General features: G+C 69.3%; 20 protein-coding genes and 1 pseudogene. 8 read left to right on the top strand and 13 right to left on the bottom strand.

From position 1 onward, the window contains the following. Positions 1–74 precede the first annotated feature (74 nt). Both NV348_RS26715 and NV348_RS26710 read right to left on the bottom strand, forming a co-directional pair. A complete protein-coding gene (locus NV348_RS26715) occupies positions 75–611 on the bottom strand; it encodes a DUF3145 domain-containing protein (protein ID WP_447149307.1) in 537 nt (178 codons plus the stop codon). 101 nt (positions 612–712) lie between these two features. Beyond that, on the bottom strand, positions 713–1,528 hold the full coding sequence (locus tag NV348_RS26710; protein ID WP_447149306.1) for a serine hydrolase domain-containing protein: 816 nt from the start codon (positions 1,526–1,528) through the stop codon (positions 713–715). Between the two features lie 38 nt (positions 1,529–1,566). Here NV348_RS26710 and NV348_RS26705 point away from each other — a divergent pair, with 38 nt between their 5' ends. Next, positions 1,567–2,763, top strand: a complete 1,197-nt coding sequence (locus tag NV348_RS26705; RefSeq protein WP_447149305.1) for a serine hydrolase domain-containing protein — start codon at positions 1,567–1,569, stop codon at positions 2,761–2,763. Between the two features lie 126 nt (positions 2,764–2,889). On the opposite strand, the gene aztD is transcribed toward NV348_RS26705, so the two are convergent. The 3 genes from aztD to aztB all read right to left on the bottom strand — a co-directional run bounded on the left by aztD (position 2,890) and on the right by aztB (position 7,321). Then, positions 2,890–4,056: a zinc metallochaperone AztD gene (aztD, locus tag NV348_RS26700; RefSeq protein ID WP_447149304.1), complete on the bottom strand. Its 1,167-nt coding sequence runs from the start codon at positions 4,054–4,056 to the stop codon at positions 2,890–2,892. 26 nt (positions 4,057–4,082) lie between these two features. Continuing rightward, the gene (aztC, locus tag NV348_RS26695; protein WP_447151147.1) at positions 4,083–4,991 is read right to left on the bottom strand and encodes a zinc ABC transporter substrate-binding protein AztC; all 909 of its coding nucleotides are present in this window, start codon (positions 4,989–4,991) and stop codon (positions 4,083–4,085) included. An 83-nt stretch (positions 4,992–5,074) separates the two neighbouring features. Then, positions 5,075–7,321, bottom strand: coding sequence for a zinc ABC transporter permease AztB (aztB, locus tag NV348_RS26690; protein ID WP_447149303.1), 2,247 nt, complete (start codon positions 7,319–7,321; stop codon positions 5,075–5,077). Here aztB and aztA point away from each other — a divergent pair. Continuing rightward, positions 7,283–7,957 (top strand): zinc ABC transporter ATP-binding protein AztA, encoded by a 675-nt coding sequence (aztA, locus tag NV348_RS26685; RefSeq protein WP_447149302.1) that lies wholly within the window; start codon positions 7,283–7,285, stop codon positions 7,955–7,957. The genes aztB and aztA overlap by 39 nt on opposite strands. Before the next feature lie 48 nt (positions 7,958–8,005). After that, a complete protein-coding gene (locus NV348_RS26680; RefSeq protein WP_447149301.1) occupies positions 8,006–8,359 on the top strand; it encodes an iron chaperone in 354 nt (117 codons plus the stop codon). Between the two features lies 1 nt (position 8,360). Here NV348_RS26680 and NV348_RS26675 read toward each other — a convergent pair whose 3' ends face one another. The 3 genes from NV348_RS26675 to NV348_RS26665 all read right to left on the bottom strand — a co-directional run bounded on the left by NV348_RS26675 (position 8,361) and on the right by NV348_RS26665 (position 11,247). Beyond that, complete coding sequence (locus NV348_RS26675) at positions 8,361–9,491, bottom strand: NDMA-dependent alcohol dehydrogenase (protein WP_357347759.1); 1,131 nt, start codon at positions 9,489–9,491, stop codon at positions 8,361–8,363. 105 nt (positions 9,492–9,596) lie between these two features. Then, on the bottom strand, positions 9,597–10,121 hold the full coding sequence (locus NV348_RS26670) for a DinB family protein (protein WP_447149300.1): 525 nt from the start codon (positions 10,119–10,121) through the stop codon (positions 9,597–9,599). Between the two features lie 70 nt (positions 10,122–10,191). Further along, entirely contained in the window at positions 10,192–11,247 is a 1,056-nt protein-coding gene (locus tag NV348_RS26665) for a phosphotransferase family protein (protein WP_447149299.1), read from the bottom strand. Positions 11,248–11,304: 57 nt separating this feature from the next. On the opposite strand from NV348_RS26665, the gene pabB reads away from it, so the two are divergent. Further along, positions 11,305–13,353, top strand: coding sequence for an aminodeoxychorismate synthase component I (gene pabB, locus NV348_RS26660; RefSeq protein WP_447149298.1), 2,049 nt, complete (start codon positions 11,305–11,307; stop codon positions 13,351–13,353). Here pabB and NV348_RS26655 read toward each other — a convergent pair. Beyond that, positions 13,350–13,838, bottom strand: a complete 489-nt coding sequence (locus tag NV348_RS26655) for a hypothetical protein (protein WP_447149297.1) — start codon at positions 13,836–13,838, stop codon at positions 13,350–13,352. The two genes, pabB and NV348_RS26655, sit on opposite strands and share 4 nt — an antisense overlap. A gap of 420 nt (positions 13,839–14,258) precedes the next feature. Between NV348_RS26655 and NV348_RS26650 the strand changes: the two genes are divergently transcribed. Continuing rightward, a complete protein-coding gene (locus tag NV348_RS26650) occupies positions 14,259–16,088 on the top strand; it encodes a TerD family protein (protein WP_447149296.1) in 1,830 nt (609 codons plus the stop codon). Here the strand turns inward: NV348_RS26650 and NV348_RS26645 are convergent. After that, a complete protein-coding gene (locus NV348_RS26645) occupies positions 16,085–16,375 on the bottom strand; it encodes a hypothetical protein (RefSeq protein ID WP_110040221.1) in 291 nt (96 codons plus the stop codon). The two genes, NV348_RS26650 and NV348_RS26645, sit on opposite strands and share 4 nt — an antisense overlap. Before the next feature lie 205 nt (positions 16,376–16,580). Between NV348_RS26645 and NV348_RS26640 the strand changes: the two genes are divergently transcribed. Next, on the top strand, positions 16,581–16,853 hold the full coding sequence (locus NV348_RS26640; protein ID WP_110040220.1) for a hypothetical protein: 273 nt from the start codon (positions 16,581–16,583) through the stop codon (positions 16,851–16,853). Between the two features lie 166 nt (positions 16,854–17,019). Here NV348_RS26640 and NV348_RS26635 read toward each other — a convergent pair whose 3' ends face one another. After that, positions 17,020–17,508, bottom strand: a complete 489-nt coding sequence (locus tag NV348_RS26635; RefSeq protein WP_447149295.1) for an FBP domain-containing protein — start codon at positions 17,506–17,508, stop codon at positions 17,020–17,022. A 204-nt stretch (positions 17,509–17,712) separates the two neighbouring features. On the opposite strand from NV348_RS26635, the pseudogene NV348_RS26630 reads away from it, so the two are divergent. Then, positions 17,713–18,099 (top strand): annotated as a pseudogene (locus tag NV348_RS26630) (nucleoside deaminase); the annotation flags it as partial. A 262-nt stretch (positions 18,100–18,361) separates the two neighbouring features. Continuing rightward, on the top strand, positions 18,362–19,000 hold the full coding sequence (locus NV348_RS26625) for an antibiotic biosynthesis monooxygenase (protein WP_447149294.1): 639 nt from the start codon (positions 18,362–18,364) through the stop codon (positions 18,998–19,000). 38 nt (positions 19,001–19,038) lie between these two features. Here the strand turns inward: NV348_RS26625 and hpnE are convergent, their stop codons facing one another. Together hpnE and NV348_RS26615 are read right to left on the bottom strand one after the other, a co-directional pair. Then, on the bottom strand, positions 19,039–20,397 hold the full coding sequence (hpnE, locus tag NV348_RS26620) for a hydroxysqualene dehydroxylase HpnE (RefSeq protein ID WP_447149293.1): 1,359 nt from the start codon (positions 20,395–20,397) through the stop codon (positions 19,039–19,041). A gap of 49 nt (positions 20,398–20,446) precedes the next feature. Continuing rightward, on the bottom strand, positions 20,447–21,688 hold the full coding sequence (locus NV348_RS26615; protein ID WP_447149292.1) for a vWA domain-containing protein: 1,242 nt from the start codon (positions 21,686–21,688) through the stop codon (positions 20,447–20,449). Positions 21,689–21,735: the final 47 nt, after the last annotated feature.

Genomic DNA, 21,735 nt, shown 5'->3' with positions numbered 1-21,735 from the left:
GAGAGTCTGTGTCAGGCGCGCCCGAACTGGTCGGCCGGCGCGGGCAGCGTCGCGTTCGCGCGACGATCGAGCGCTCAGCCCACGTCGCGGCGCAGCCAGGTGACCTCGGCGCCGACGCAATCGGTGCCCTGGCGGAAGGCCTCGAGATCCTCGTCCCACGCGGTCCCCAGGGCGCGGTCGATCTCGGCGGACAGGTCGTAGGTGCCATGGCCGCCGAGTTCCTTGGCGGCCTGGAGTAAGGCGCGTAATCGCATCTCGCCGAGCATCACATCGCCGTTGGCGCCGGTGGAGCCGTGCCACAGGCCAAGGGCGGGGACGAAGCTGTAGCGTTCGCCGTCGACGCCTTCGCTGGGGTCCTCGGTCACCTCGAAGCGCAGAACCGGCCAGGCGCGCAATGATTGGGCAATCCGCGATGCCGTGCCGACGGGACCGATCCAATCGCTGCTGGCGCGCAGTTGTCCGTCGGCGGGTTGCGCTGTCCAGCGCAATTTCGCGGGCGAGGAGAGCGCGGTGGACAGTGCCCATTCGACGTGCGGGCACAACGCGGCGGGCGATGAGTGGATGTAGACCACACCCGCCGTCGCATCAGCGAACTGACTCGATGCGCGCACTGCACAACACCTCCAGCCTCGACAAGGAGCGTCTTCCCCAACGACCCGTCGGACTGGCGTGGCCCGAGTGTACTGAAGTGTTCGGTGTTACGGGTGTTACTTCACAGCGTGTTGTGTGTCTCTGCGATCACGGAATCGCTGAATTTCGGCCACGCTGCTCGAGCCCAGTCGCCGAAATTCTCGTCGCTCAGCGCGATCGCCGCCACCCCTATTTCCGGGTCCACCCACAGGAACGTGCCGGACTGCCCGAAGTGCCCGTAGGTCCGCCCGGAATTGGCGGATCCGGTCCAGTGCGGGGATTTCCCGTCGCGTATTTCGAATCCCAATCCCCAGTCGTTGGGGCGCTGGGGGCCGAATCCGGGCAGGACTCCGTCACGGCCCGGGAATTGCACGGAGGTCGCCTCGGCGAGGGTTTGCCCAGATATCAATTGAGGTGTCAGCAACTCGGCGGCGAACCGGACCAGGTCGTCCACGGAGGCCTTCGCCGCGTGCCCGGCGGAACCGTCGAGGACCGCGGTGCGCATGCCGAGCGGCTCAAAGACGGCGTCGTGCAGATACTGCGGGAACGCGATGCCGGTGCTCTCGGTGAGGAAGTCGGCGAGCAGTTCGAAGCCGGCGCTGGAATAGATGCGCCGAGCGCCGGGCGCGGCGATGACGTCGGGAGTGGCGAAGGCGACGCCGGAGGTGTGGGCGAGCAGATGACGCACGGTCGATCCGGGCGGCCCGGCGGGCTGATCGAGTTCGACCGCGCCCTCCTCGATCGCGACGAGCGTGGCGTAGGCGACGAGTGGTTTGGTGACCGAGGCGAGCCGGAACACCCGCGCGGTGTCCCCGGTGGTCGCCACACCGCCCGCGGTGACGACCGCGGCGGCGGCGTTGGCGACCGGCCAATGCTGGATCTGCTCGAACGAACGCATATCGGCAGCGTACGAGACGCCGCTACGATCGAGTCACCATGAGTCCCGCACCATCGATCCACGGCGACGTGGCGGCCGGTTTCGGCCCCGTCGCCGACGCCTTCCGCCGCAACTTCACCGAGCACGGGGAGATCGGCGCCGCCGTGGCCGTCTACGCAGGTGGCGAGCCCCTCGTCGACCTGTGGGCCGGGCACCGCGACCGCAAGCGCGAGGTGGCGTGGGAGCGCGACACCATCGTGCCGGTGTTCTCCTCGTCGAAGGGGATGTCGGCGTTCACGATCGCCACGGCGGTCTCGCGCGGCCTGCTCGACTACGACCAGCCGGTGGCGAAGTACTGGCCGGAGTTCGCCGCCAATGGCAAGGACGAGATCACCGTCCGGCAGCTGATCGACCATCAGGCCGGGCTGTCCGGGCTCGACCGGATCGTGAAGCTGCGCGAACTCGCCGACCGCGACGCCCTCGGCGCCCTGCTGGCCGAGCAGAAGCCGGCATGGCGGCCGGGCACGCGGCACGGCTATCACGCCCTCACCCTCGGGCTCTATCAGAGCGAACTGCTGCGCCGCGTCGACCCGGCCGGCCGCAGCCTCGGCCGGTTCTTCGCCGAGGAGATCGCCGCCCCGGTCGCGGCCGACCTGTTCATCGGGCTGCCCGCGTCCGAGCCGATGGAGCGCGTCGCCGAGCTGTCGGCGACGAAGGGCCTCGACATCCTGCGCTACGAGCTCGCCGACATCCCGGTCCGGATCGGCGCCGAGGTCTACGCCAAGCGGGGACTTTCCTATGCGGCGCTGACCAATCCGCGCCCCGGCGCCCCCGCCCGTGCCGCCCGCCGGGAATTCCTGGAGATCGAGTGGCCCGGGATGAACGGCGTCGGCAATGCCCGCGCGCTGGCCCGCGTCTACGGCGCGGCAGCCGGGCGCACCGGCGCCCTGCCGATCAGCGAGACGGTGCTCGACCTGCTGGCCGCGGCCGAGACCGCCGACGACGTGCCCGCCGATGACCTGGTGCTGCACACCAAGAGCCGCTATCACCTCGGATTCCGCAAGTCGCGCGGGAGTTTCCGCTTCGGCTCGGACAAGCGCGCCTACGGCACCACCGGATTGGGCGGATCGTTCGGCTTCGCCGACCCCAGCACGGGCCTCGGCTTCGGCTACAGCATGAACCGCCTCGGCATGGCGATCCTCGACGACGTCCGCAGCCGCAACCTGCGCGAAGCCGTCGTGCGCTGCGCCGGCTGACACAGCGCACCCCGCGACTCGGCACGGATCCGCGCACGCCGCCGCGGCTCGGACCCGTCACCGCGTCACGATGGAAGCGGTTGGCGCGCATCGGTGGTCGGTCCACCGATGCGCGCCGTCGCTCGATCAATGTCCGGCGACACCGCTGATCTCGTTCGGCGCCGAGGCCACTGTGGCTGTGGCCGTGACCTTTCCGTCCGCCAGGTCCACGCGATGCACCTGCTTGGCCGCCGGGTCCGAGACGTAGGCGATCCCGCCGCGCACGAACAGCGCTGGTCGGGCGTCCTGCCAGTCGAGCGGTTCCTGCCAGCTGCCGAGCACCGGAATGGTCCGGGTGACGGTGCCCGCGACGGGATCGATGACGTGGATCTTGCCGTCGGTGCCGAGCACCAGCGCATCGCCCTGCGGGCCGCGGCCCAGCGAGCGGAAGGTGTAGCTGGTGCCGATGTCGACCAGGCGCAGGGAGCCGTCGGTGGTGTTCACCAGCGAGATCCGCTGTGGCCGTTCCAGTTCGGCGTCCTTGTCGACCTTGTAGTCGCCGAGCACGATCGGGGAGACCGCGCTGCCGGACATATTGCCGATCCGGCCGTACGGATCCGGGCTGGCGACTTTGGTGAACTTCCCGTCGCGGTAGACGACGGCGCCGGTCTGGCAGCCGATCACCACCGCCTCGTCCTGCGCGGTCGCCTCACCGTGCACGCCGGGGCAGTCCTCGTTCCTGGTGAGCTCCTTGCGGTTCGGATCGAGCGCGACGGCGCCGACCCGCTTGTCCTCGGTCCCGAGGGTGACCACCAGCTGTCCGTCGCTCAGTTCGATCGCGACACCGTGGTGGGGCGCGGCCGCCTGGTAGACCTCGGTCTTCGGTGTGCCCTGCGCGAGCTGGTCGGAGTCGAAGACGGTGACCTCGCCCGATCCGTCGGCGAACAGCACGGTCTTGCCCGCGTGCCGGACGACGTGGCCGGGCTTGCTCGCGGGGAACTCGGTGCCGGTGAATTCCCTGTCGTAGGCGTCGAAGACGCGGAAGCCGTCCTTGGTCGACACCATGAGGTGGTCGTCGTCGCCCGCCGGGTTGAGCCGGTTGTAGCCGTCGAGCTTCACCTCGCCCTGCTGGGTCAGTGTGGCGCCGTCGAGGACGTAGATGCCGCCGTTGTAGGTGAGCGCGATCGGCTCCGCGCCCGGCGTGTGCTCGTGCTCGTGCGCGGCGTCGTCCGTGCCGCAACCGCTGAGCGCGACCACCGAGGCGAGGGCCCCGGACAGGGCCACCAGCGTGGTGGTCCGTGACCGACTGTGCATGTGCTGCTCCATTTCTCCTGCGTGAACTACGTTGTCGGCCCGGCCAGACCACGGGCGATGGCCTCGGTGTTGGCGCGCGCCATCTCCAGATAGGTGGCCGCGCCACCGCCGGGCGCGGTGAGCGACTCGGTGTGCAGCGCGATCACCTGCACCCGCAGACCGGTGTGCTCGGCGAGCACGCGCGACAGCCGGTCGGGCTGCGCGGAATCGGCGAAGATCGCGCTCACTCCCGCGGCCCGGATCGCGGCGGCGAGCTCGTCGAGATCGGCGGCGCTGGGTGAGGCCAGGGTGGTGCCGCTGGGAATCACCGCGCCGATCACCCGGAGGCCGAATCGCTGTGCGAGATAACCGAAGACGTGATGGTCGGTGACCAGTTGCCTGCGTTCGGCGGGGATCGCGGCGAACCGGTCGCTCATCCACCGGTCGAGCTGATCGAGTTCGGCGAGGTAGCGATCGGTGTTCACGCGCACCGTCGCGGCATCGATCCCACCCACCCGCGCGAGGACTTCCGTGCTGATGGCCTCGACGGCCTTGCGGACCCGCTGCGGGTCGGTCCAGAAGTGCGGGTCGGGTTTTCCCGCCGACTCGTCGGACGTGTACGCGATCGGGTCGACCTGTTCGGCCACCGCCAACGTGCGGACGCCCGCCGCGGCCGCCGCTTGCACGTGCCGCGCCACCCCTTCCTCGAGGCCGAGCCCGTTGTGCACGACCAGCGCCGACCGTTCGATCTCGGCCGCCTGCCGGGCCGAGATCGCGAAGGAATGCGGATCCGCCCCGGCCTGCATCAGCACGGTGACCGGCACCGTGTCACCGACGACCGCCCTGGTGAGATCGCCGAGGATATTGGTCGTCACGACGATCCCGGATCGCTCGCCGCCGGTCGCACAGGCGCCGACCAGCGGCGTCAGCACGGCCAGGACGAGCACGAAGATCATCGCGGCGGGCAACGACCGCCGTGGGTTCCGGGTCCGGTCGGTGACCGGGCCGGAAGCCGCTGCCTGCCACCGGGAGTGCACGTTCACAGTCCGGTCTCCACGATCAGCGACGGCGCGATATCCACGGGGAAGGTGCGCGCCAGGCGGAGGTTGTCGTTGTAGGCGATCTCGTACACGGTGCGCGCGCGAACGTCGTTGACGTAGGCGCGATCCGGATCGACCTGGATGGTGGCCGAGTCATCGGCCGGACCTTCGACCAGGTCGAGCCGCGCTGTCTGGGCACCGGTGACCGGATCGAGGCCGTGCAGGACACCATCTCGGGTGAGCACCAGCAGCGCCGATCCCTCGCCCGCGGTGTTCACCGCCACCGCATCGGCGATCGGCGTCAACGTCCAGCTCTTCGCTCTGATATCGAGAGTCCACACACCAGTGCGTCCGGCGAGCGCCGTCAGCGTCGTGCTACCCGGCCGATGTGTGAAGGCCGTCGCCCGCTCGGCGGACGGCACCGGATACGGGATCTTCTCGCTGACGAACGCGCCCTCGCGCTGCGCGACGACGAGTGCGCCATCGGCACAACCGAAGACGACCCCGCGCCTGGTCACCGCCTGCCCGCGCGCATCAGCACACGTCGTAGGCTGCGCCTCGCCGGCCGCACCATCGCGCCCGCGCACCTCCACCCGCCCCGCCCGATCGACGACGATCAACCGCTCGCCATACGGCACCGCGACGCCATCGACCCGCCGCGGCTCCCCCACGGTCCCTTCGCCCAGCGCGGCACGATCGAACACCATCGTCTCGCCGCCATCCGACACCGCCGCTGTGACAGCAGGATCGCTGTGCGCGGCGACGACCACACCACTCGGCTGAGCCTGCCCAGTTGGTTCAGGTACGACACTCGGTTCGGCCGAGCCGCTCGAGCCCGCCGGGCTTGGTCGGGCCGGCGTACCGGGTACGGGCGAGCCACCCGGCCCACCTGAGCCACCCGGTTCACCTGTACCGGACCGTCCCGCCACGAATTCGGTGGGCCCGACCACCCGGACCGGAGCACTGTAGTAGTGCCGATGATCGCCGTGATCGACCGTCCACGCTCCACTGTCCACGATCGACAGACGGCCACCCGCGGAGACGTAGCCGAATCGGCCGTCCCCGGTGAGCCGCACCGCATTCGCGCCAGAACCCACCGAATGCGGTTGTGGGACCGCCACATCCAGGGCTGTCGCCTGCTCGGTGAGCAGATCGACGACCCGCATCTCCCCCGTCCCCGCATCGGCCACGATCAACCGCGTCTGCGGCTCGGCCATCTCCTCGGCCCCCGCGACGAACCCGTGCGGCGTCTCTTCCACCACCGCGGACTCCCCCGACCCACACCCGACCAGCGGCAACGCCGCGAGCGCGGCCACCGAGGCGGCACCGAGCCGGCGCGCGCCGAGTCGGTCCCGCAGCGCCGCGCCGATCGCCGACAGGAAAAACGATCCGACCGCCACGGCGGCGATCGTCGCGCCCGCCGCGGTTTCCGCGTGCCACGAGATGAGCAATCCGACGGCGGTCGACGCCCCACCGATCAGCGCCGCGACCACCATCACCACCGGGATCCGGTCCGACCAGTACAGCGCCGCGGCGGGCGGCGCGATGAGCAAGCCGAACACCAGCAGCGTGCCGACGACGTGGAACGACGCGACGATCGCCAGCGTCACCAGGCCGATCAGGGCCACCTGCGCGACTTTCGGACGCAGCCCGAGTGTGTGGGCTTTGCGCGGGTCGAAGGTCGAGGCGACGAACGCGCGGTGTCCCAGCACCGCCACCGCGAGCGCGATCACCAGTGCCACACCGAGATACGCCAGGTCCCGGGGCCGCACGGCCAGTACATCGCCGAACAGGAACCCGGTCAGGTCGACGGCGAACGACTGCGAGCGCGACACGATGATCACCCCGGCGGCGAGCATGCCGACGAACAGCAGCCCGATCGCGGTATCGGGCGCGAACCGCTTGCTCCGGCCCAGCGCCGACACCCCGAAAGCCATGGCGGCGCAACTGATCGCGGCCCCGACCAGCAGATTCCCGCCGAGCAGCGCCGCGACCGCGACACCGGGCAGCATCCCGTGCGACATCGCATCGCCCAGAAAGGCCATGCCGCGCACCACCACCCAGGTCCCGGCGAGGGCGCACACGCACGACACGAGCAGCCCGCCCCACAGCGCACGTTGCACGAAGGCCACCTCGAACGGGGCGAACAGCCAATCCATAGCGCGGAACGCTATACTGAAAATGATTATCGTTTCAAGTGAGGTGAGATGCGGCACACAGCGGACAGCGCGATCGAGATCGAGCACCTGACGGCGGGCTACGGAGCGACCCCGGTGCTGGCCGAGGTGTCGGCCAGGATTCCGCGCGGGCAGGTGACGGCGATCGTCGGCCCCAACGGTTCGGGGAAATCGACTCTGCTGGGCGTCCTCGCGGGCACCGTGCCGATCCAGTCGGGCAGGGTCACCCGGAACACTGCCCACCGCCCGGCAATCGTGGTGCAGCACACGGCAATTCCACCGACGCTGCCGTTGACCGTGCGGGACACCGTGACCATGGGACGGTGGGCGCATCGCGGACCGTGGCGACGCCTCACCCGCGCGGACAGGGCGATCACTCAGGACTGCTTGGCGCGAATGGATCTCACCGCGCTGGCAGCGCGGCGGCTCGACACCCTCTCGGGTGGACAACGCCAGCGTGCCCTGCTCGCCCAGGCCCTGGCCCAGGAGTCCGATCTGCTGCTACTCGACGAACCGGCGACCGGTCTCGACGCGGCCTCGCAGGCCACGATCGCCCAGGTCCTGAGCGAGGTCAGCGCGGCCGGCGTCACCGTCGTCCAGGCCACGCACGATGCGGCCGAGGCCGCCAGGGCCGATCATCTGCTCGTGCTCGCCGAGGGGCGGATCGCCGCGGGTCGGCCCGGCGAGGTGGGCGCCCGGCCGTAGAATCGCCGGGCATCCGCTCCACCCGCTCGCCGCGCAGCAGGAGGAATCATGGCCGCGACACCGACCTCCGTGGACGCCTACTTGGCCGATCAGCCGCAAGCCCAGCGCGCCGCGCTCCAGCGGATCCGCGAGACGATTCATCGCGTACTGCCGGAGACGGGCGAGAAGATCAGTTACGCCATCCCGGCCGTCACCCTCGACGGCCGGGCGTTCATGTCCTTCGCGGGATGGAAGGAACATGTGAGCGTGTACCCCATCCCGGAGGGAGACGAGGCGTTCGAACGTGCCATCGAGCCCTACACAGCGGGCCGTGGCACCCTGAAATTCCCGCTCGGGGAACCGATTCCCTACGACCTGATCGCGCAGGTCGCGGTCCGGCTCGCCGAACGGGAACGCGGGTGACTTACCAGTCGGCTTCGGTGAAGCGGATGATGCCGCGGATGTTCTTGCCGTCCAGCATGTCCTGGTAGCCCTGGTTGATCTCCTCGAGCGAGTAGCTGCGGGTGACCATGTCGTCCAGGTTGAGCTGGCCCGACTTGTAGAGCGACAGCAGGCGCGGCGCGTCCTGGCGGGCGTTGCCACCGCCGAAGATGCAGCCCTTCACCGTCTTCTGCAGCATCGACAGCAGGAAGCTGTTCATCTTCACGTCGCCGGCGTCCATGCGGCCCATCGAGGTGACGACCAGGGTGCCGGCCTTGCCGGTGAGGATCAGGCCCTCTTCGATGTAGTCGCCGTGCATCTCACCCATGGTGAGGATGACCTTCTCGGCCATCCGACCCTCGGTGGCGTCGATCATCGGCATGATCGCGGCGGCCATGCTCTCGTAGGTATGGGTGGCGCCGAACTTCTGCGCCTGCTCCCGCTTCCACGGGTTCGGGTCGATGGCGATGACCTTCGACGCGCCGGAGAGCACCGCGCCCTGCAGCGCGCTCATGCCGACGCCGCCGATGCCGGCGATCACCACGGTCTCGCCCGGCTTCACCTCGGCGACGTGGGTCGAGGAACCGAAGCCGGTCGGCACGCCACAGCCGACGAGGCACGCGACCTCGAACGGGATGGTCGGGTCGATCTTCACGACCGAGGTGTGGTGCACCGTCATGTACGGGGCGAAGGTGCCGAGCAGGCACATCGGGATGACGTTCTCGCCGCGCGCCTGGATGCGGTAGGTGCCGTCCGAGATCGCCTGACCCATCAGCAGGCCGGCGCCCAGGTCGCACAGCGCCATGTTGCCCGCGACGCAGGCGGGACAGCGGCCGCAGGCCGGGATGAACGACAGGATCACGTGGTCGCCCACGGCCAGGTCGCTGGGGCAGTTCGGGCCGAGCTTGGTGATGACGCCCGCGCCCTCGTGCCCACCCATCACGGGGTAGCCCGGCATCGGCGTCGCGCCGGTGACGATGTGATGGTCGGAGTGGCACATGCCCGCCGTTTCCATCCGGATCTGCACTTCACCGGCGACGGGATCGCCGACCTCGATCTCCTCCACCGACCATTCCTGATCGATGCCCCACAGGATCGCGCCCTTCGTCTTCATGTCCGGTCGACCTCTCGCCAAGCTTGTGCCTCGTTGTGACTGCACTCACCCTAACGAAAGATCGCCCAATTCTGAAACACGTTCTAGAAATTTGCCGAGAAATATCTATCCGCGCACGTCATGGACGTGATGGACGAGGTCGTGCAGGAAGTATCGGGCCAGCGAGGCGACCGTGAACAGCGCTCCGTCGCTGCGCGCACCCCGCGCGCCGAGCCGATCCGCGGGCACCGCGGCGAAGGCGGCGGCGATCCGGTCGGCGGCCGCCGCGAGCTCGGTCGCCACCACCGCCGGGTCCTGCCGGTCGTAGCGGTCGGCGACGGCGGTCGTGTCCTGGTCCCAGTTCTCGAATCGCGGCGGCTCGACGCCGTCGTCGGTCAGCATCAGCGCCAGCCGGGTGTCGAAGATCCGGCACACATCGCGCACGTGGGCGCCGTATTCGAGCACCGACCAGGTCGCATCGTCGGGACGGACACGCACGTCGGCGCGCTCGAGGGCGGTGCCGATCCGCGCCGCGCTGTCGACGGTCCGTTCGGGCACCGCCGCGTACGCGATCGCCTCGGCATCGAATCCGCAGTCGGGACAGGCGCGTTCGAGGACCCAGGTCCAGTTCTTGGTGTCGGGAACGATCATGTCCACAGCCTAAGATGTCTGCATCTTGCGATCCATCGATATTCCGCCAACCATCGGCGAGATCCGGGCATCACGCGGTGAGCTGACCGGCCTTCTCGAACAGTTCCAGGGTCACCGCGTGCAGGAAGTCGCCGACCGGCTTGGGCGCCTTGCCCGCGAAGGCGCGGGCGTGCGTGCCCTCGAGCACGATGCCGAGCTTGAAGCACGCGAGTACCTCGTACCAGGTCACCGCGCTCAGATCGCGATCGGAGAACCGGCCGTAGTGCTCGATCATCTCCTCGGGCGTGGGCAGACCGCCGACCGTGCCGAGGGTGCCCATCAGCCCGGCGCCGACGGTGCCGGGCACCGGCCGGGTCGCCAGCTGCCAGCCGAGGTCGAGCAGCGGATCGCCGATGGTCGACATCTCCCAGTCCACCATCGCCGCCACCTGCGGGCTGTCGTACTCGAACATCATGTTGGCCAGGTGACAGTCACCGTGCATGATGCCCGGGGTCCAGGTGGCGGGCCGGTGACGTTCGAGCCAGTCGCCGATCCGCTCGACGCCCGGAATCTCCGGCCCGGGATAGCCCTCGTTGGCGGTGTAGGAGTCGAGTTCGCGCAGCCAGCGCGGCACCTGACGCTCCAGGAAGCCCTCGGGCTTGCCGTAGTCGGCCAGGCCGAGCGCCTGGTAGTCGAGCGCGCCGAGCCGGGCGATCGCCTCGACCGCGGACAGCCCCATCTGCCTGCGGATCTCCGGGTCGCCCGCGTGCAGCTCGGGAAGTTCGGTCTGCGGGTTGAAGCCGTGGATCGGTTCCATCAGATAGAACACCGCGCCGATCACCGTCTCGTCGTCGCAGGCGGCGATCACCCGGGGCGAGCGGACCTCGGTGCCGTCGATCGCTTCGAGCAGCCGCGATTCGCGCCGGATCACGTCGTTGCTCTTGGCGCGCAGATGCTTGGGTCCGCGCCGCAACACGTACTCGCGACCGCCACGGGTGAAGCGCAACATGATGTTCTGCGTGCCGCCGCCGATCGCGCTGACCGCGCCGACCTCGCCGGCGGGCAGGCCGCGCTCGTCCATCCATCGGCCGATCGCCGCGAAATCCGCGATCGCCGGGTCCACGTCGACCGGTTGCGAAACAGACATGGCGATCATTGTGCCCGAGGCGGGTCGTCCGTGGGCCCGGCGTAGGGTTTTGCCACGATGCGCACGCTGTTGATCGACAACTTCGACTCGTTCACCTACAACCTCTATCAGCTGATCAGCGAGGTCAACGGGAACGAGCCGACCGTCGTGCGCAATGACGAGGCTGCCGGGCTCGCGCTCGACGGTTTCGACAATGTGGTGATCTCCCCCGGCCCCGGCCGGCCCGATCGCGTCCGCGATATGGGGGTGTCGACGGCCGTGATCGCGGAGTCGACCCTGCCGCTGCTCGGGGTCTGTCTCGGTCACCAGGGCATCGTGATCGGTGCGGGCGGCACGGTGGGCCGCGCGCCGGAAGCCCGGCACGGTTACCTCGATCGGGTCGCGCACGACGATCGCGACCTGTTCGCCGGTCTGCCGCAGGATTTCACCGTCGTCCGGTATCACTCGCTGGCCGCCCAGGAGCCGCTGCCGCCCGTGCTCGAGGTGACCGCCTCGACCAGCGACGGCGTGATCATGGGGGTGCGGCATCGCGAGCGGCCGCAGTGGGGTGTGCAGTTCCATCCCGAGTCGGTGTCGAGCGAGTTCGGCGCGGCGCTGCTGCGCAACTTCGCCGATCTCACCAAAGCGCGCACGCACAACGGCGCGCCGATCATGGTGCGCGGACCGCGCGAGGAGCCGCGGCTGTCGTCACCAGAGCGTCGATTCCGGTTGCGGCACAGCGTGATCGAGCGGGCTATCGATACCGAGGCGGTCTTCCTGCGCCGCTACGCCGAGTCGCCGACCGCGTTCTGGCTCGACAGTGAACACGTCGAGCCGGGCCTGGACCGGTTCTCCTTCCTCGGCGACGCGACGGGTCCGCACGCGGAGATCGTCGGCTATCGGGTCGGCGAGGGTGCCGTCACGGTGACGGACGCCGCGGGCGCCCGGACCGTCCCCGGCACCGTCCTGGACTATCTGGACCACGAACTCCGGCACCGGCACTGTGAAACCCCCGGCCTGCCGTTCGATTTCGCCGGCGGGTACGTCGGCTATCTCGGCTACGAGGTGAAGGCCGACTGCGGCGCGAGCGCGGCGCACCGCTCCCCCACGCCGGACGCCCAGTGGATCTTCGCCGACCGGTTGATCGTCGTCGACCACGAAGCGGGCCACACGCATCTGCTCGCCCTCACCGAGCACGACGACGCATCGGCGGATCGCTGGCTGGCCGAGACCGCTGCCGCGCTCGCCGATCTGCCGACCTGGGCCAATCCGGCCGACCTGCCCGTGCCCGCCGATCCGGATGCCGTCCAGCCGCATCTGGTGCGTGGCCGCGACCGCTACCTGGCCGATATCGCGGTCTGCCGGCAGCGGCTGCACGCGGGCGAGTCGTATGAGATCTGCCTGACCGACGCCGTGGCCGTCGCGGCCGCCCCCGGCGACGGGCTGGCCTTCTACCGGCGACTGCGGCGCTGCAATCCGGCGCCGTACGCCGCGTATCTGCGGTTCGACGGTCTCGACGTGGCCTGTTCGTCGCCGGAGCGGTTCCTCAAGATCGACCGCGACCGGATGGTGGAGAGCAAACCGATCAAGGGCACCGCGCCGCGCGGGCGGACCGTCGCCGAGGACGAGCATCTGCGGCTGTCGCTGGCCGAGGATCCGAAGACCAGGGCCGAGAACCTGATGATCGTGGATCTGCTGCGCAACGATCTGGGCCGGGTCTGTGAGGTCGGCTCGGTGCACGTGCCCGAACTGATGGCCACCGAGACCTATTCCACCCTCCACCAATTGGTGTCCACGGTGCGCGGGACGCTGCGGCCCGAAGCCGGGGTGATCGACTGTCTGCGGGCCTGTTTCCCCGGCGGCTCGATGACCGGTGCGCCGAAGCTGCGCACCATGGAGATCCTCGACGAGCTGGAAACGCAGGCGCGCGGGATCTATTCGGGCACGATCGGCTTCCTGGGCCTGGGCGGCACCGCCGATCTGAACATCGTCATCCGCACGGCCGTCCGCTACGACGACGAATGGCGGATCGGCGCGGGCGGCGCCATCGTCCTCGATTCCGATCCCGAGGACGAGTACGCGGAGATGGTGCTCAAGGCCGCCGCGACCTTCCGCGCGCTGCGCTAGCGGCGCGAACGCTTGTCCTTGCCGGGTTCCGGCGGCGGTTCTTCCCCGGTCCGGCCGGTGATCCGGCCGAGCAACCCGACGCCGGGCAGTTTCGCCAGCGCGCCGAAGAGATCCTCGCCCAGCGAGATCATCGCCTCGAGCCGGGGCAGCAGCCGGTCGTAGGTCGCGAAGACCGGGTCGGCCAGCGCCAGGGTGCGGTCGAGCCGATCGATGGTGCTGTTGAGCCGGTCGACCGCGATCGACAGGTTCTCCACCAGATCCGGCAGCTGCGCGGCCAGCTGCGCCGAGGCCGGCGGCAACCGCACCGCCGCGTCGAAGGCATATCCCGCCGTCTGCTGCGCGGCATCGATGGCCTGCCCCGCCGCCGTCTGCGCGGCCCCCACGGCGGCCTGCGCCGCGGAAAGCAGATCGGCCCCCGGCACCTTGCGCCCCTGCGCCTCCGGCGCGGGCTCCGCGGCGCGTCCCCGCTTCTTCGGGTTCGTCATGCCACCACTGTGCCGCACCGAGCACCCAGACACAGGGATGCGCCCCACCGTGTCCCGCCGCCCCCCGCCCTGCCGCACCGACCCCAGCCAGTGGCGTCAGCCCGACCAACCCGACCAGCACGCCCCGACCCCGAGGAGGGGCAGGCCAACACAGTCGGCCGTCGCGGCCATCCCCCCGATCAGACACCGGCGCGCAAACGACGACCCCACGAAACAAACCCAGCCACGCACGCCCCGACCCCGAGGAGGGGCAGGCCGACGCAGTCGGCCGTCGCGGCCGTCCCGCCGATCAGGCGCCGTGGCGCAAGCGACGAAGGAGCAAGCCACGGCGCCTGATCGGCGGGACACAAGGGGCCGCGACCTCGAGCGCGCCAGCGCTCCAATAACCCTGTCGGTGCGACATGGCATCATGCGAGCACCATGGAACTCCGCAAGGGCGCGCACGCGCCGGTCCCGACATCGCTTCTCGCCGTGGTCCTTTCATGGCGGTCGGCGCATGCCGTCGACGCCCACGCGCTGCTGGTCACCGAGTCGGGGCTGGTGCGCGGCGACCGGGATTTCGTGTTCTTCAACGCCCCTCGGCACGCCTCGCAGGCGGTGACCCTGGACCAGGAGCCCGCGCCGGGTACCGCGCGGCTGAGTGTGTCGCTGCCGCGGACCGAGGCGGAGGTGGCGCGCATCGTCGTCAGCGCGTCGCTCGACGAGGGCACCTTCGATCAGCTCACCGGGCTCACGCTCACCGTGCACGCCGCCGACGGGCCGGTGGCCCGGTTCGCGCTGGACGGCATCGAGGACGTGCAGGCGATGATGTTCGGCGAGTTCTACCGGCGCGACGGGCAGTGGCGGTTCCGGGCGATCGGGCAGGGCTGGTCGGGTGGGCTGGCCGGGCTCGCGGCCGAATTCGGCGTCACCGTGGACGAACCGGGCAGGACCGGCGCGGATCGATCGGGGGCTCCGGCGCGGACCACTCCGGCGCGGCCCGCTCCGGCGATGTCCGCCCGCGTCGCCGAACATGCGGAGTTCGCCGACGGCGCGGACGGCGCTTCCCCGGTCGCGGCCGGGTATCCCGGCTCCGGGCCCGACGGCGCGACCAGCGATCCGGTCGAACCCGCGCTCTCCGGACGCGCGTCGCCGCGCCCACCGGCGCTCACCCGCCGCGTCATCGATGTCCCGCCCCCACCGCCGCACGACCCGGAACTCGCCGACTGGCATCCCGACCCGCAGGTCCCCGACCAGTTGCGCTGGTGGGACGGCGACGAGTGGACCACCTGCACCCGCACGCACGTGCAGGACAACCGGGCCCGCTGCCCCCGCTGCGACAACCCGCTGCGCCGCAAACTCTTCGGCGGGCACGGCCAGTGCCGGTCGTGCGCGGGCGAGGTCGAGGAGTTCCTCACCCACTGGCGCACGCGCGCCCGCCGGGTGCTCACCGGGCCCGGCACGCTGTCCGAGGATTGGATCGAGGTCTGGGCTGCCCTGCGCTACCAGCGTATCGACGAGGAGCGCGGACGCGCGGTGCTGCGCGAGGCCGGGCTGACCCAGGTGGAGCGGATGGTCGCGTTCGCCTTCGCCGACGGCGAGGTGTTCGCCGACGAACTCGACGCGTTCGAGCACGTGGTGAGCGAGCTGGCGCTGTCCGGCCCGATGGTCGAGGACCTGCGGCGCCGGATGCACCGCGGCCGCACCCTGTCCCGGCTACGCGCGGGCGAACTGCCCACCATCGATACGCCCGGCCTGCACCTGGACCCCGAGGAACGGGTGCACCTGGATCTGCCCGCCGTGCACATCAGGATGCTCGCGCGCGGCCCGCGCAATACCGAGGGCCGGTTGATCGGCAGCTCCAAGAAGCTGCGTTTCGTCGGCGACGGCACCGGCATCGAACTGCCGTGGAACCGGGTCGTCTCCGTGCATCCCGAGCACGGCACCGTGGTGCTGGCCGCGACCTCGGCGCGCGGTGGCGCCACCTTCGGCGTCACCGATCCCGACTATGTCGCGGCCGCCCTGGAAGGTGCGCTGCGCGTGGCGAAACGGCTGGTCCTGACCCCGGGCCAACGGGACAGCCGCAGCATCCCGCAGGACGTGAAAGCCCAGGTGTGGCAGCGCGACGGTGGTCGCTGCGTCGAGTGCGGTGACGGCCACTACCTGGAGTTCGATCACATCATCCCGCTCAGCCGCGGTGGTGCGACGAGCGCGGCGAACCTGCAGATCCTGTGCCGGGCCTGCAACCGCGCCAAGGGCGCTCGGATCTAGCCGAGAATCGCGTTCATGATCGTGCCACCGCTGGTGGCCACCACGCCGCCGATCATGGCGCCCGCGATCATCTTGGGCGACTCCATGGCGCTGCCGTTCCACTTCTCCCAGGCGAACTTTCCGCCCGCCACGGTGATCGCCAGCACGCCCGACAGGATCATGAACCAGGTCAGGTACTGGACCATCTGCATGATCTTGTCCGACAGCGGCGGCGCCTCGGGCGTAGGGTTGCCGACCTGCGCGAACGTCGTGACAGTCTCGGCCATCGACGTCAGAATGATGCTCATAGCCTGCTCCCCTTTTCGCGTGACGCGAACTGTGTTCCAGCACTGCCGTATTCGAACGAGTCCAGGATACGGGCGCGGAGCCCCAGCACACCAACAAAACCGATCGGTCCGCTCCGGGTGGGCGGCTGCGGCACCCGATTCGACCGGATAACATCAGCGACAGCAGTTCATCGCCGTTCCCCCCGAGTACCGAGTGAGAGCAAACATGATTCTGGCCGCCGTCACCGATACCCTGGCGCAGATCGGCAATCCGACTCCCGAAGCACCCCCGATGTCGGACAAGATCTTGCAGCTGGTGCGTTACTTCACCTGGTTCATCCTGCTGTCGGGCGTCATCGCCATCACCTACGCGGGCGGCAAGTTCGCCTGGGAGAAGTGGACCGGCGGCGGACTCGAGTCGCCGAAGATGATCGCGGGCGCCATGATCGGCGGCGCGGTCGCCACCAGCGCGGGCACGATCATGAACGCCATGCTCTGATCCCTGTCCGCTCGGCACGGTCCGGACAACTCCGGGCCACCTCGACCGGCAAGGCATCGCGACCCGGGTTCTCTTGTTCGGCAGGAGAACCCGGGTCGTCTGGCGTGCGAGGTCTCGAGTGTCGGCACATGGCAGCTACCTCCTTACGTGTGCTGGGGCTGCTCGGCTAGGTGTACAGGCGATCCAGGAAGGCGAACAGGTTCTCGCGGACCCGCCGCGCCTTCTCCTCCGGCGTCAGGTCCTCGCGGTACCGGCTGCCCAGCGCGGGCCGCTTCTTGTTGCGGGCATACAGCGAGCAGGCCAGATCGGTGCAGATGTAGCTGCCGATCGTATTGCCGCGCCGTCCCGATTCGCCCGCCTTGTTCGCGGTCATCAGCGAGACGCCGCCGCCGGTGTGGGTGGTCAGGCAGAAGGCGCACATCTGCGTCTTGCCCGATCCGCCGGTCTCGTGCCGCAGCGCGACGCTCACCAGCGCACCGTCGCGCGGGACCGCGAGATAGCAGCGGCCCGGGTAGGAGGGATCGGTCCAGCCGAGGAAGTCGAGATCGTCCCAGGGGCGAGCGTCGAGGTCACGCGGCACGGACAGGCGTTTGGCGTCCCCCTTCGAACAGTTGACGAACGACGACCTGATGTCGCGTTCGGTGACGGGTTCCATGGAGTGTCCTTTCGATATGCGGTCACAAACGGTAGACACGCTAACGATGTGCCCGGCGTACGACAACCGATTTTCCGGCCGGTGACCTCGGCGTCCGCGCTGCCGCTATTTCGCGCGGACCGGCCCGGAGGTAGATTCAATGAGTGGCGGATTTGTTCGTATGACCGCCGCCATTACGCCTCGAGCAGCCGCCGACGATTTCCGATGACACCCGACGAACTCATGGAAGAGGCATGCAGACTGGCCAAGGAGTCGGTCGACAACAATTGGGGTGGACCGTTCGGCGCCGTCATCGCTAAGGACGGAGCGATCGTCGCGCGAGGTCAGAACCGGGTACTTCTCACCGGCGACTGCACCGCACACGCCGAGATCGAGACCATCCGCAGGGCGACCCAGGTACTCAACGACCAATCGCCGTCCATTTCCCGGGAATACCAGAACGAATCGATCCTCGAATTGGCCACGCGGCCCGAGGGATCCGCCGACAAGCTTCCCGAACGCGCGAAAATGTTGATGGGGATGGAGATCTACATCAGCGGCGCCCCCTGTCCCATGTGCATGAGCGCGATCTATTGGGCGCGGCTCGACGCCGTGCATTTCGCCAGCGATCTGGACGACACCAGCGACATCGGATTCGACGACGCGTTCCAGTACGAGGACTTCACGAGGCCACTGCCCGAGCGACGGGTGCGAATCGGACAGTTCCGCCGGGATCTGGGCGCCGTTCGACGACGTCGACCATCTGAAGCGCTGGCTCGACAGCGCGACGCGGCGTGCGCTACTGGCCCGCGGAGCCGGGTTCTTCGAGCGGCCCTCGACCCAGCATGTCCTGGTCGACGAGCCGGACGAAGAGGTGGCGACAGTTGTCGTCTCGCATCCCGTGGCGGCCGATCGGGAGGCGGAGTTCGTCGCCTGGCAGGCCCGCATGACCGAGGCCGAACGGACGTTCAGCGGCTTCCGCGGATCCGAGCTGCACCGGCCGATTCCCGGTGTGCAGGACGAGTGGACGATCGTCTATTCCTACGCCTCGGTCGAGCACCTCGACGGCTGGCTCGAATCGCCCCAGCGCAAGGCGCTGCTCGCGGAAGCGCCCGATTTCCGGGACTTCGAGGTCCACCGCATCGCCAACCCCTACGGGTCGTGGTTTCCGCCGACCGCCGGGCCCGACGAGGGTCCCGCGTTGTGGAAGACAGCACTGTCGGTCCTGGTGGGGCTGTATCCGACGGTGGTGATCCTCACCCTGGCGATCGACGAGCTCTGGCCGGGCGCCCAGCTGTGGCTCAGCCTGCTGATCGGCAATATCCTGTCGGTCAGCCTGCTGACCTGGGTGGTGATGCCGGTCGTCACCCGCGCGCTGGGATTCTGGATGCGCCCGGGCCCCGAGCGCGACGCCCGCACCGACCTGCTGGGACTCGCCTGCTCGGTGGGCTTCCTGACCCTTGCCGCACTCTTCTTCTCTCTGGTGACCCGGGTGTTCTGGACGCTGCCGTGACCACCGTTCGCCGACTCACCCGATAAACAGTCCGGTCGCTACTGGTCGAGGAGGGCCGCGACGGCGCGTTCGGCGCTCTGGACGGCGCTTTCCATCGTCGCCGACCAGTCGGTGCGGGTCCAGTCGCCGGCCAGCATCAGGTTCGGGACCGAGGTGCGCTGGCCGGGGCGCAGGTTGTCGGTGCCGAGGACTTGGGAGAACGTCGCTTTGGGCATTTTGACTACGTGGCCGGTCACGACCTTCGCCTCGGCGGCTTCGGGATAGTAGCGGCGGAGGAGGTCGATCTGCTCGGCGACGATCTCCTCGGTGCTCTTGTGGATCTGCTCGTAGGCGCCGCTGGTGGTCAAGCAGTACAGCCAGGTGCCGTCGGGTGTGCGACCGTGCATGCGCTGCCGGTCGAAGACCTGATCGATCACACCGGTGCCGCCGATCAGCGCCTCCATGGCCGACTTGGTGTTCAGCGGCCGATCCAGGTACAGGTTCGTGCTCACGATCGGGGTGACACTCAGCTTGTCGGCGGCGGCATATATTTCGGCATGTTCGGGCAGGCCGTCGAGGAGCCCGCCGATATTGGAGTTCGGGACCGCGCAGATCACCGCGTCGGCCTCGAGCACCGAGCCATCGGCCAGCTGCACGCCGGTCGCCCTTCCGCCGGTGATGACGATCTCGCGGGCCACCGCGCGCAAGCGCACCTCGACACCGTGGCGTTCGAAGACCTTCTCGGCACCGCCGATGTATAGGGTGTCCAGGTCCACGGTGGGATAGCCGATCGTGACACTCTCCCGATCCCGCATCCCGATCCGCACCCCGGTGGCCAGCACATCGGCGAACACCTTCGCCGACTCCCGGTCCACCGGCTCGGCCGCGATACCGAGCGCCAGCCAATCCCACAGGGCCTCACGCGCTTTCGCTGGCATCCCGACCCGCTGGAACCACTGCGCGGTGGTGATGCCGGCCAGGTCCCGCGGCTGCCACAGCGCCTCCCGAACCAGCCGCAGCGAGGACCGCAGCGCCCGCAGCCGCTCCAGTGGACCGGCATCGGGGTGCGCACCCATCAGCGTGCGCAACGCCCCGAAACCCTTGGTGTACAACATGACCGCGCGGCCGCCCGGCCAGCGCAGGCTCCCGGCGCCCGGAAACTCCACGTACTGCCGGGTGCCGACGCTGTCCAGATACCGCCACAGACTGTGATACCCACTGGCCACCACATGCTGACCGTTGTCCGCGAGGTCGTCCACCTCGGCGACGCGCATCGCCTGCGTGCGGCCACCCAGCCGAGCACGCCGCTCCAGCAGCGTCACCTGCTTACCGGCCTCCGCCAGCCACACCGCGGCCGCCAACCCGGCCAAACCACCCCCGATGACGACGAATCGGCGCGAATCGCTTACACCCACCATTGAGACAATGTAGCCCGAATTCTCTCTTTATATCGCCGGAACGGCACCCCTAGTGGAGGATGCCCGCGGCGCGGGCGGCGCGGAGCCAGTCGGGGAATTCGCCGAGGACGCGGCGGTAGAGTTCGGCGTCGTCGACCTGGTCGATGTCGTCGAGGGCGAAGAAGCCGGCGTTGTCGACGATCCGGCCGTCGAGATCATCAAGGGTGCGCAGGACGCCGAAGTTGGCTTTGCCGAGGCCGATGAATTGCCAGAAAGCGGGCAGGGCAGCGGCTTCGCGCATGAGGGCGGCGATTTCGCGTTTCTTGGCGAAGCCGCCGTCGGTGAAGAACAGGACCAGGGTCGGCGCGGCGCCGGCGATGAGGGTGTCGATGACGGCGCGCATCACCGGGAGTTCGTCGTTGCGGCCGCCGATGCTGTCGTAATCGATGCCGTCGTGGGTGCCGGTCAGGTGGAGGTAGGTCTGGGCCCACCGGTCGCCGCCGTCGACGGTGATGTCGGGCAGTTTGGCGAAGGTCAGCGCGTAGAGGTAGGCCTCGAGGGTGCCGTCGTCGTCGAGCTGGGTGGCCACCGGGATCATCCGCTCCACCACGCGGTGGACGGTGCCGCCGCGGTACAGCTTCTGCATGCTGCCGGTCTTGTCGATGACCAGCACTACCCGTGCCCGGGTGCCGAACGCGCTCTTGTCGATGAGCACCTTCGCGACTTCGCGCTTGCGCAGGTCCAGCTTCGCGCGCTTCTCGAACGACAGCGCAGCCTCGCCCGGCACGCTCCGGACCTCCGGCTGGGCCGCTACCGCCTCGGGCTCGTCGTCGACGCTCACCCCGTGATCGGTGACCAGATCGGCGAATCCACCGGCATACCCCTGCCCGACCGCCCGCACCTTCCACTGCTCACCGCGCCGGTACAGCTCCAGCGCGATCACCACCGACTCCCGGTCGAGACCCTCGATCACATACTCGTACAGCGCGTTCCCCGCCGGGTCTGCCACCGACGCCACCGGTGCGACGGCCCCACCGAACGTATCCCCCTCGGCCGCAACGGTGATCACCGCGCGAATCTGCTCGATGTCGGCGGGCACGGCCGCGAGCGTCACAGTCAGCGCCGCCCCGTCGAGCCGAACGCCCGGCGCCTGGGGTTGATTGAAGAACACGAAATCGGCGTCCGAGCGGACCTTTCCCGCCCCGGTCACCAGCAGTGCCGATAGATCCGCCGCTACGCCGCCCCGCACGGTGAGCACCACCGCCGGCAGCGCCAACCCCGCGTTCTGCCCCTTCACCAGCCCAGCAGCCACCGCCACTCCTCATCCGTCGGCCGTACTGCCCACACCCTAAGGGCAGC

Source organism: Nocardia fodinahabitans, from assembly GCF_052983615.1.
This window is presented reverse-complemented; position numbering and strand designations above follow the sequence as displayed.

Coding starts and splice junctions, on each gene's coding strand:
- NV348_RS26710 (WP_447149306.1), bottom strand. CDS start 1,528: ATGCGTTCGTTCGAGCAGATCCAGCATTGGCCGGTCGCCAACGCCGCC.
- NV348_RS26705 (WP_447149305.1), top strand. CDS start 1,567: ATGAGTCCCGCACCATCGATCCACGGCGACGTGGCGGCCGGTTTCGGC.
- aztD (WP_447149304.1), bottom strand. CDS start 4,056: ATGCACAGTCGGTCACGGACCACCACGCTGGTGGCCCTGTCCGGGGCC.
- aztC (WP_447151147.1), bottom strand. CDS start 4,991: ATGATCTTCGTGCTCGTCCTGGCCGTGCTGACGCCGCTGGTCGGCGCC.
- aztA (WP_447149302.1), top strand. CDS start 7,283: ATGCGGCACACAGCGGACAGCGCGATCGAGATCGAGCACCTGACGGCG.
- NV348_RS26680 (WP_447149301.1), top strand. CDS start 8,006: ATGGCCGCGACACCGACCTCCGTGGACGCCTACTTGGCCGATCAGCCG.
- NV348_RS26675 (WP_357347759.1), bottom strand. CDS start 9,491: ATGAAGACGAAGGGCGCGATCCTGTGGGGCATCGATCAGGAATGGTCG.
- NV348_RS26670 (WP_447149300.1), bottom strand. CDS start 10,121: ATGATCGTTCCCGACACCAAGAACTGGACCTGGGTCCTCGAACGCGCC.
- NV348_RS26665 (WP_447149299.1), bottom strand. CDS start 11,247: ATGTCTGTTTCGCAACCGGTCGACGTGGACCCGGCGATCGCGGATTTC.
- pabB (WP_447149298.1), top strand. CDS start 11,305: ATGCGCACGCTGTTGATCGACAACTTCGACTCGTTCACCTACAACCTC.
- NV348_RS26655 (WP_447149297.1), bottom strand. CDS start 13,838: ATGACGAACCCGAAGAAGCGGGGACGCGCCGCGGAGCCCGCGCCGGAG.
- NV348_RS26650 (WP_447149296.1), top strand. CDS start 14,259: ATGGAACTCCGCAAGGGCGCGCACGCGCCGGTCCCGACATCGCTTCTC.
- NV348_RS26645 (WP_110040221.1), bottom strand. CDS start 16,375: ATGAGCATCATTCTGACGTCGATGGCCGAGACTGTCACGACGTTCGCG.
- NV348_RS26640 (WP_110040220.1), top strand. CDS start 16,581: ATGATTCTGGCCGCCGTCACCGATACCCTGGCGCAGATCGGCAATCCG.
- NV348_RS26635 (WP_447149295.1), bottom strand. CDS start 17,508: ATGGAACCCGTCACCGAACGCGACATCAGGTCGTCGTTCGTCAACTGT.
- hpnE (WP_447149293.1), bottom strand. CDS start 20,397: ATGGTGGGTGTAAGCGATTCGCGCCGATTCGTCGTCATCGGGGGTGGT.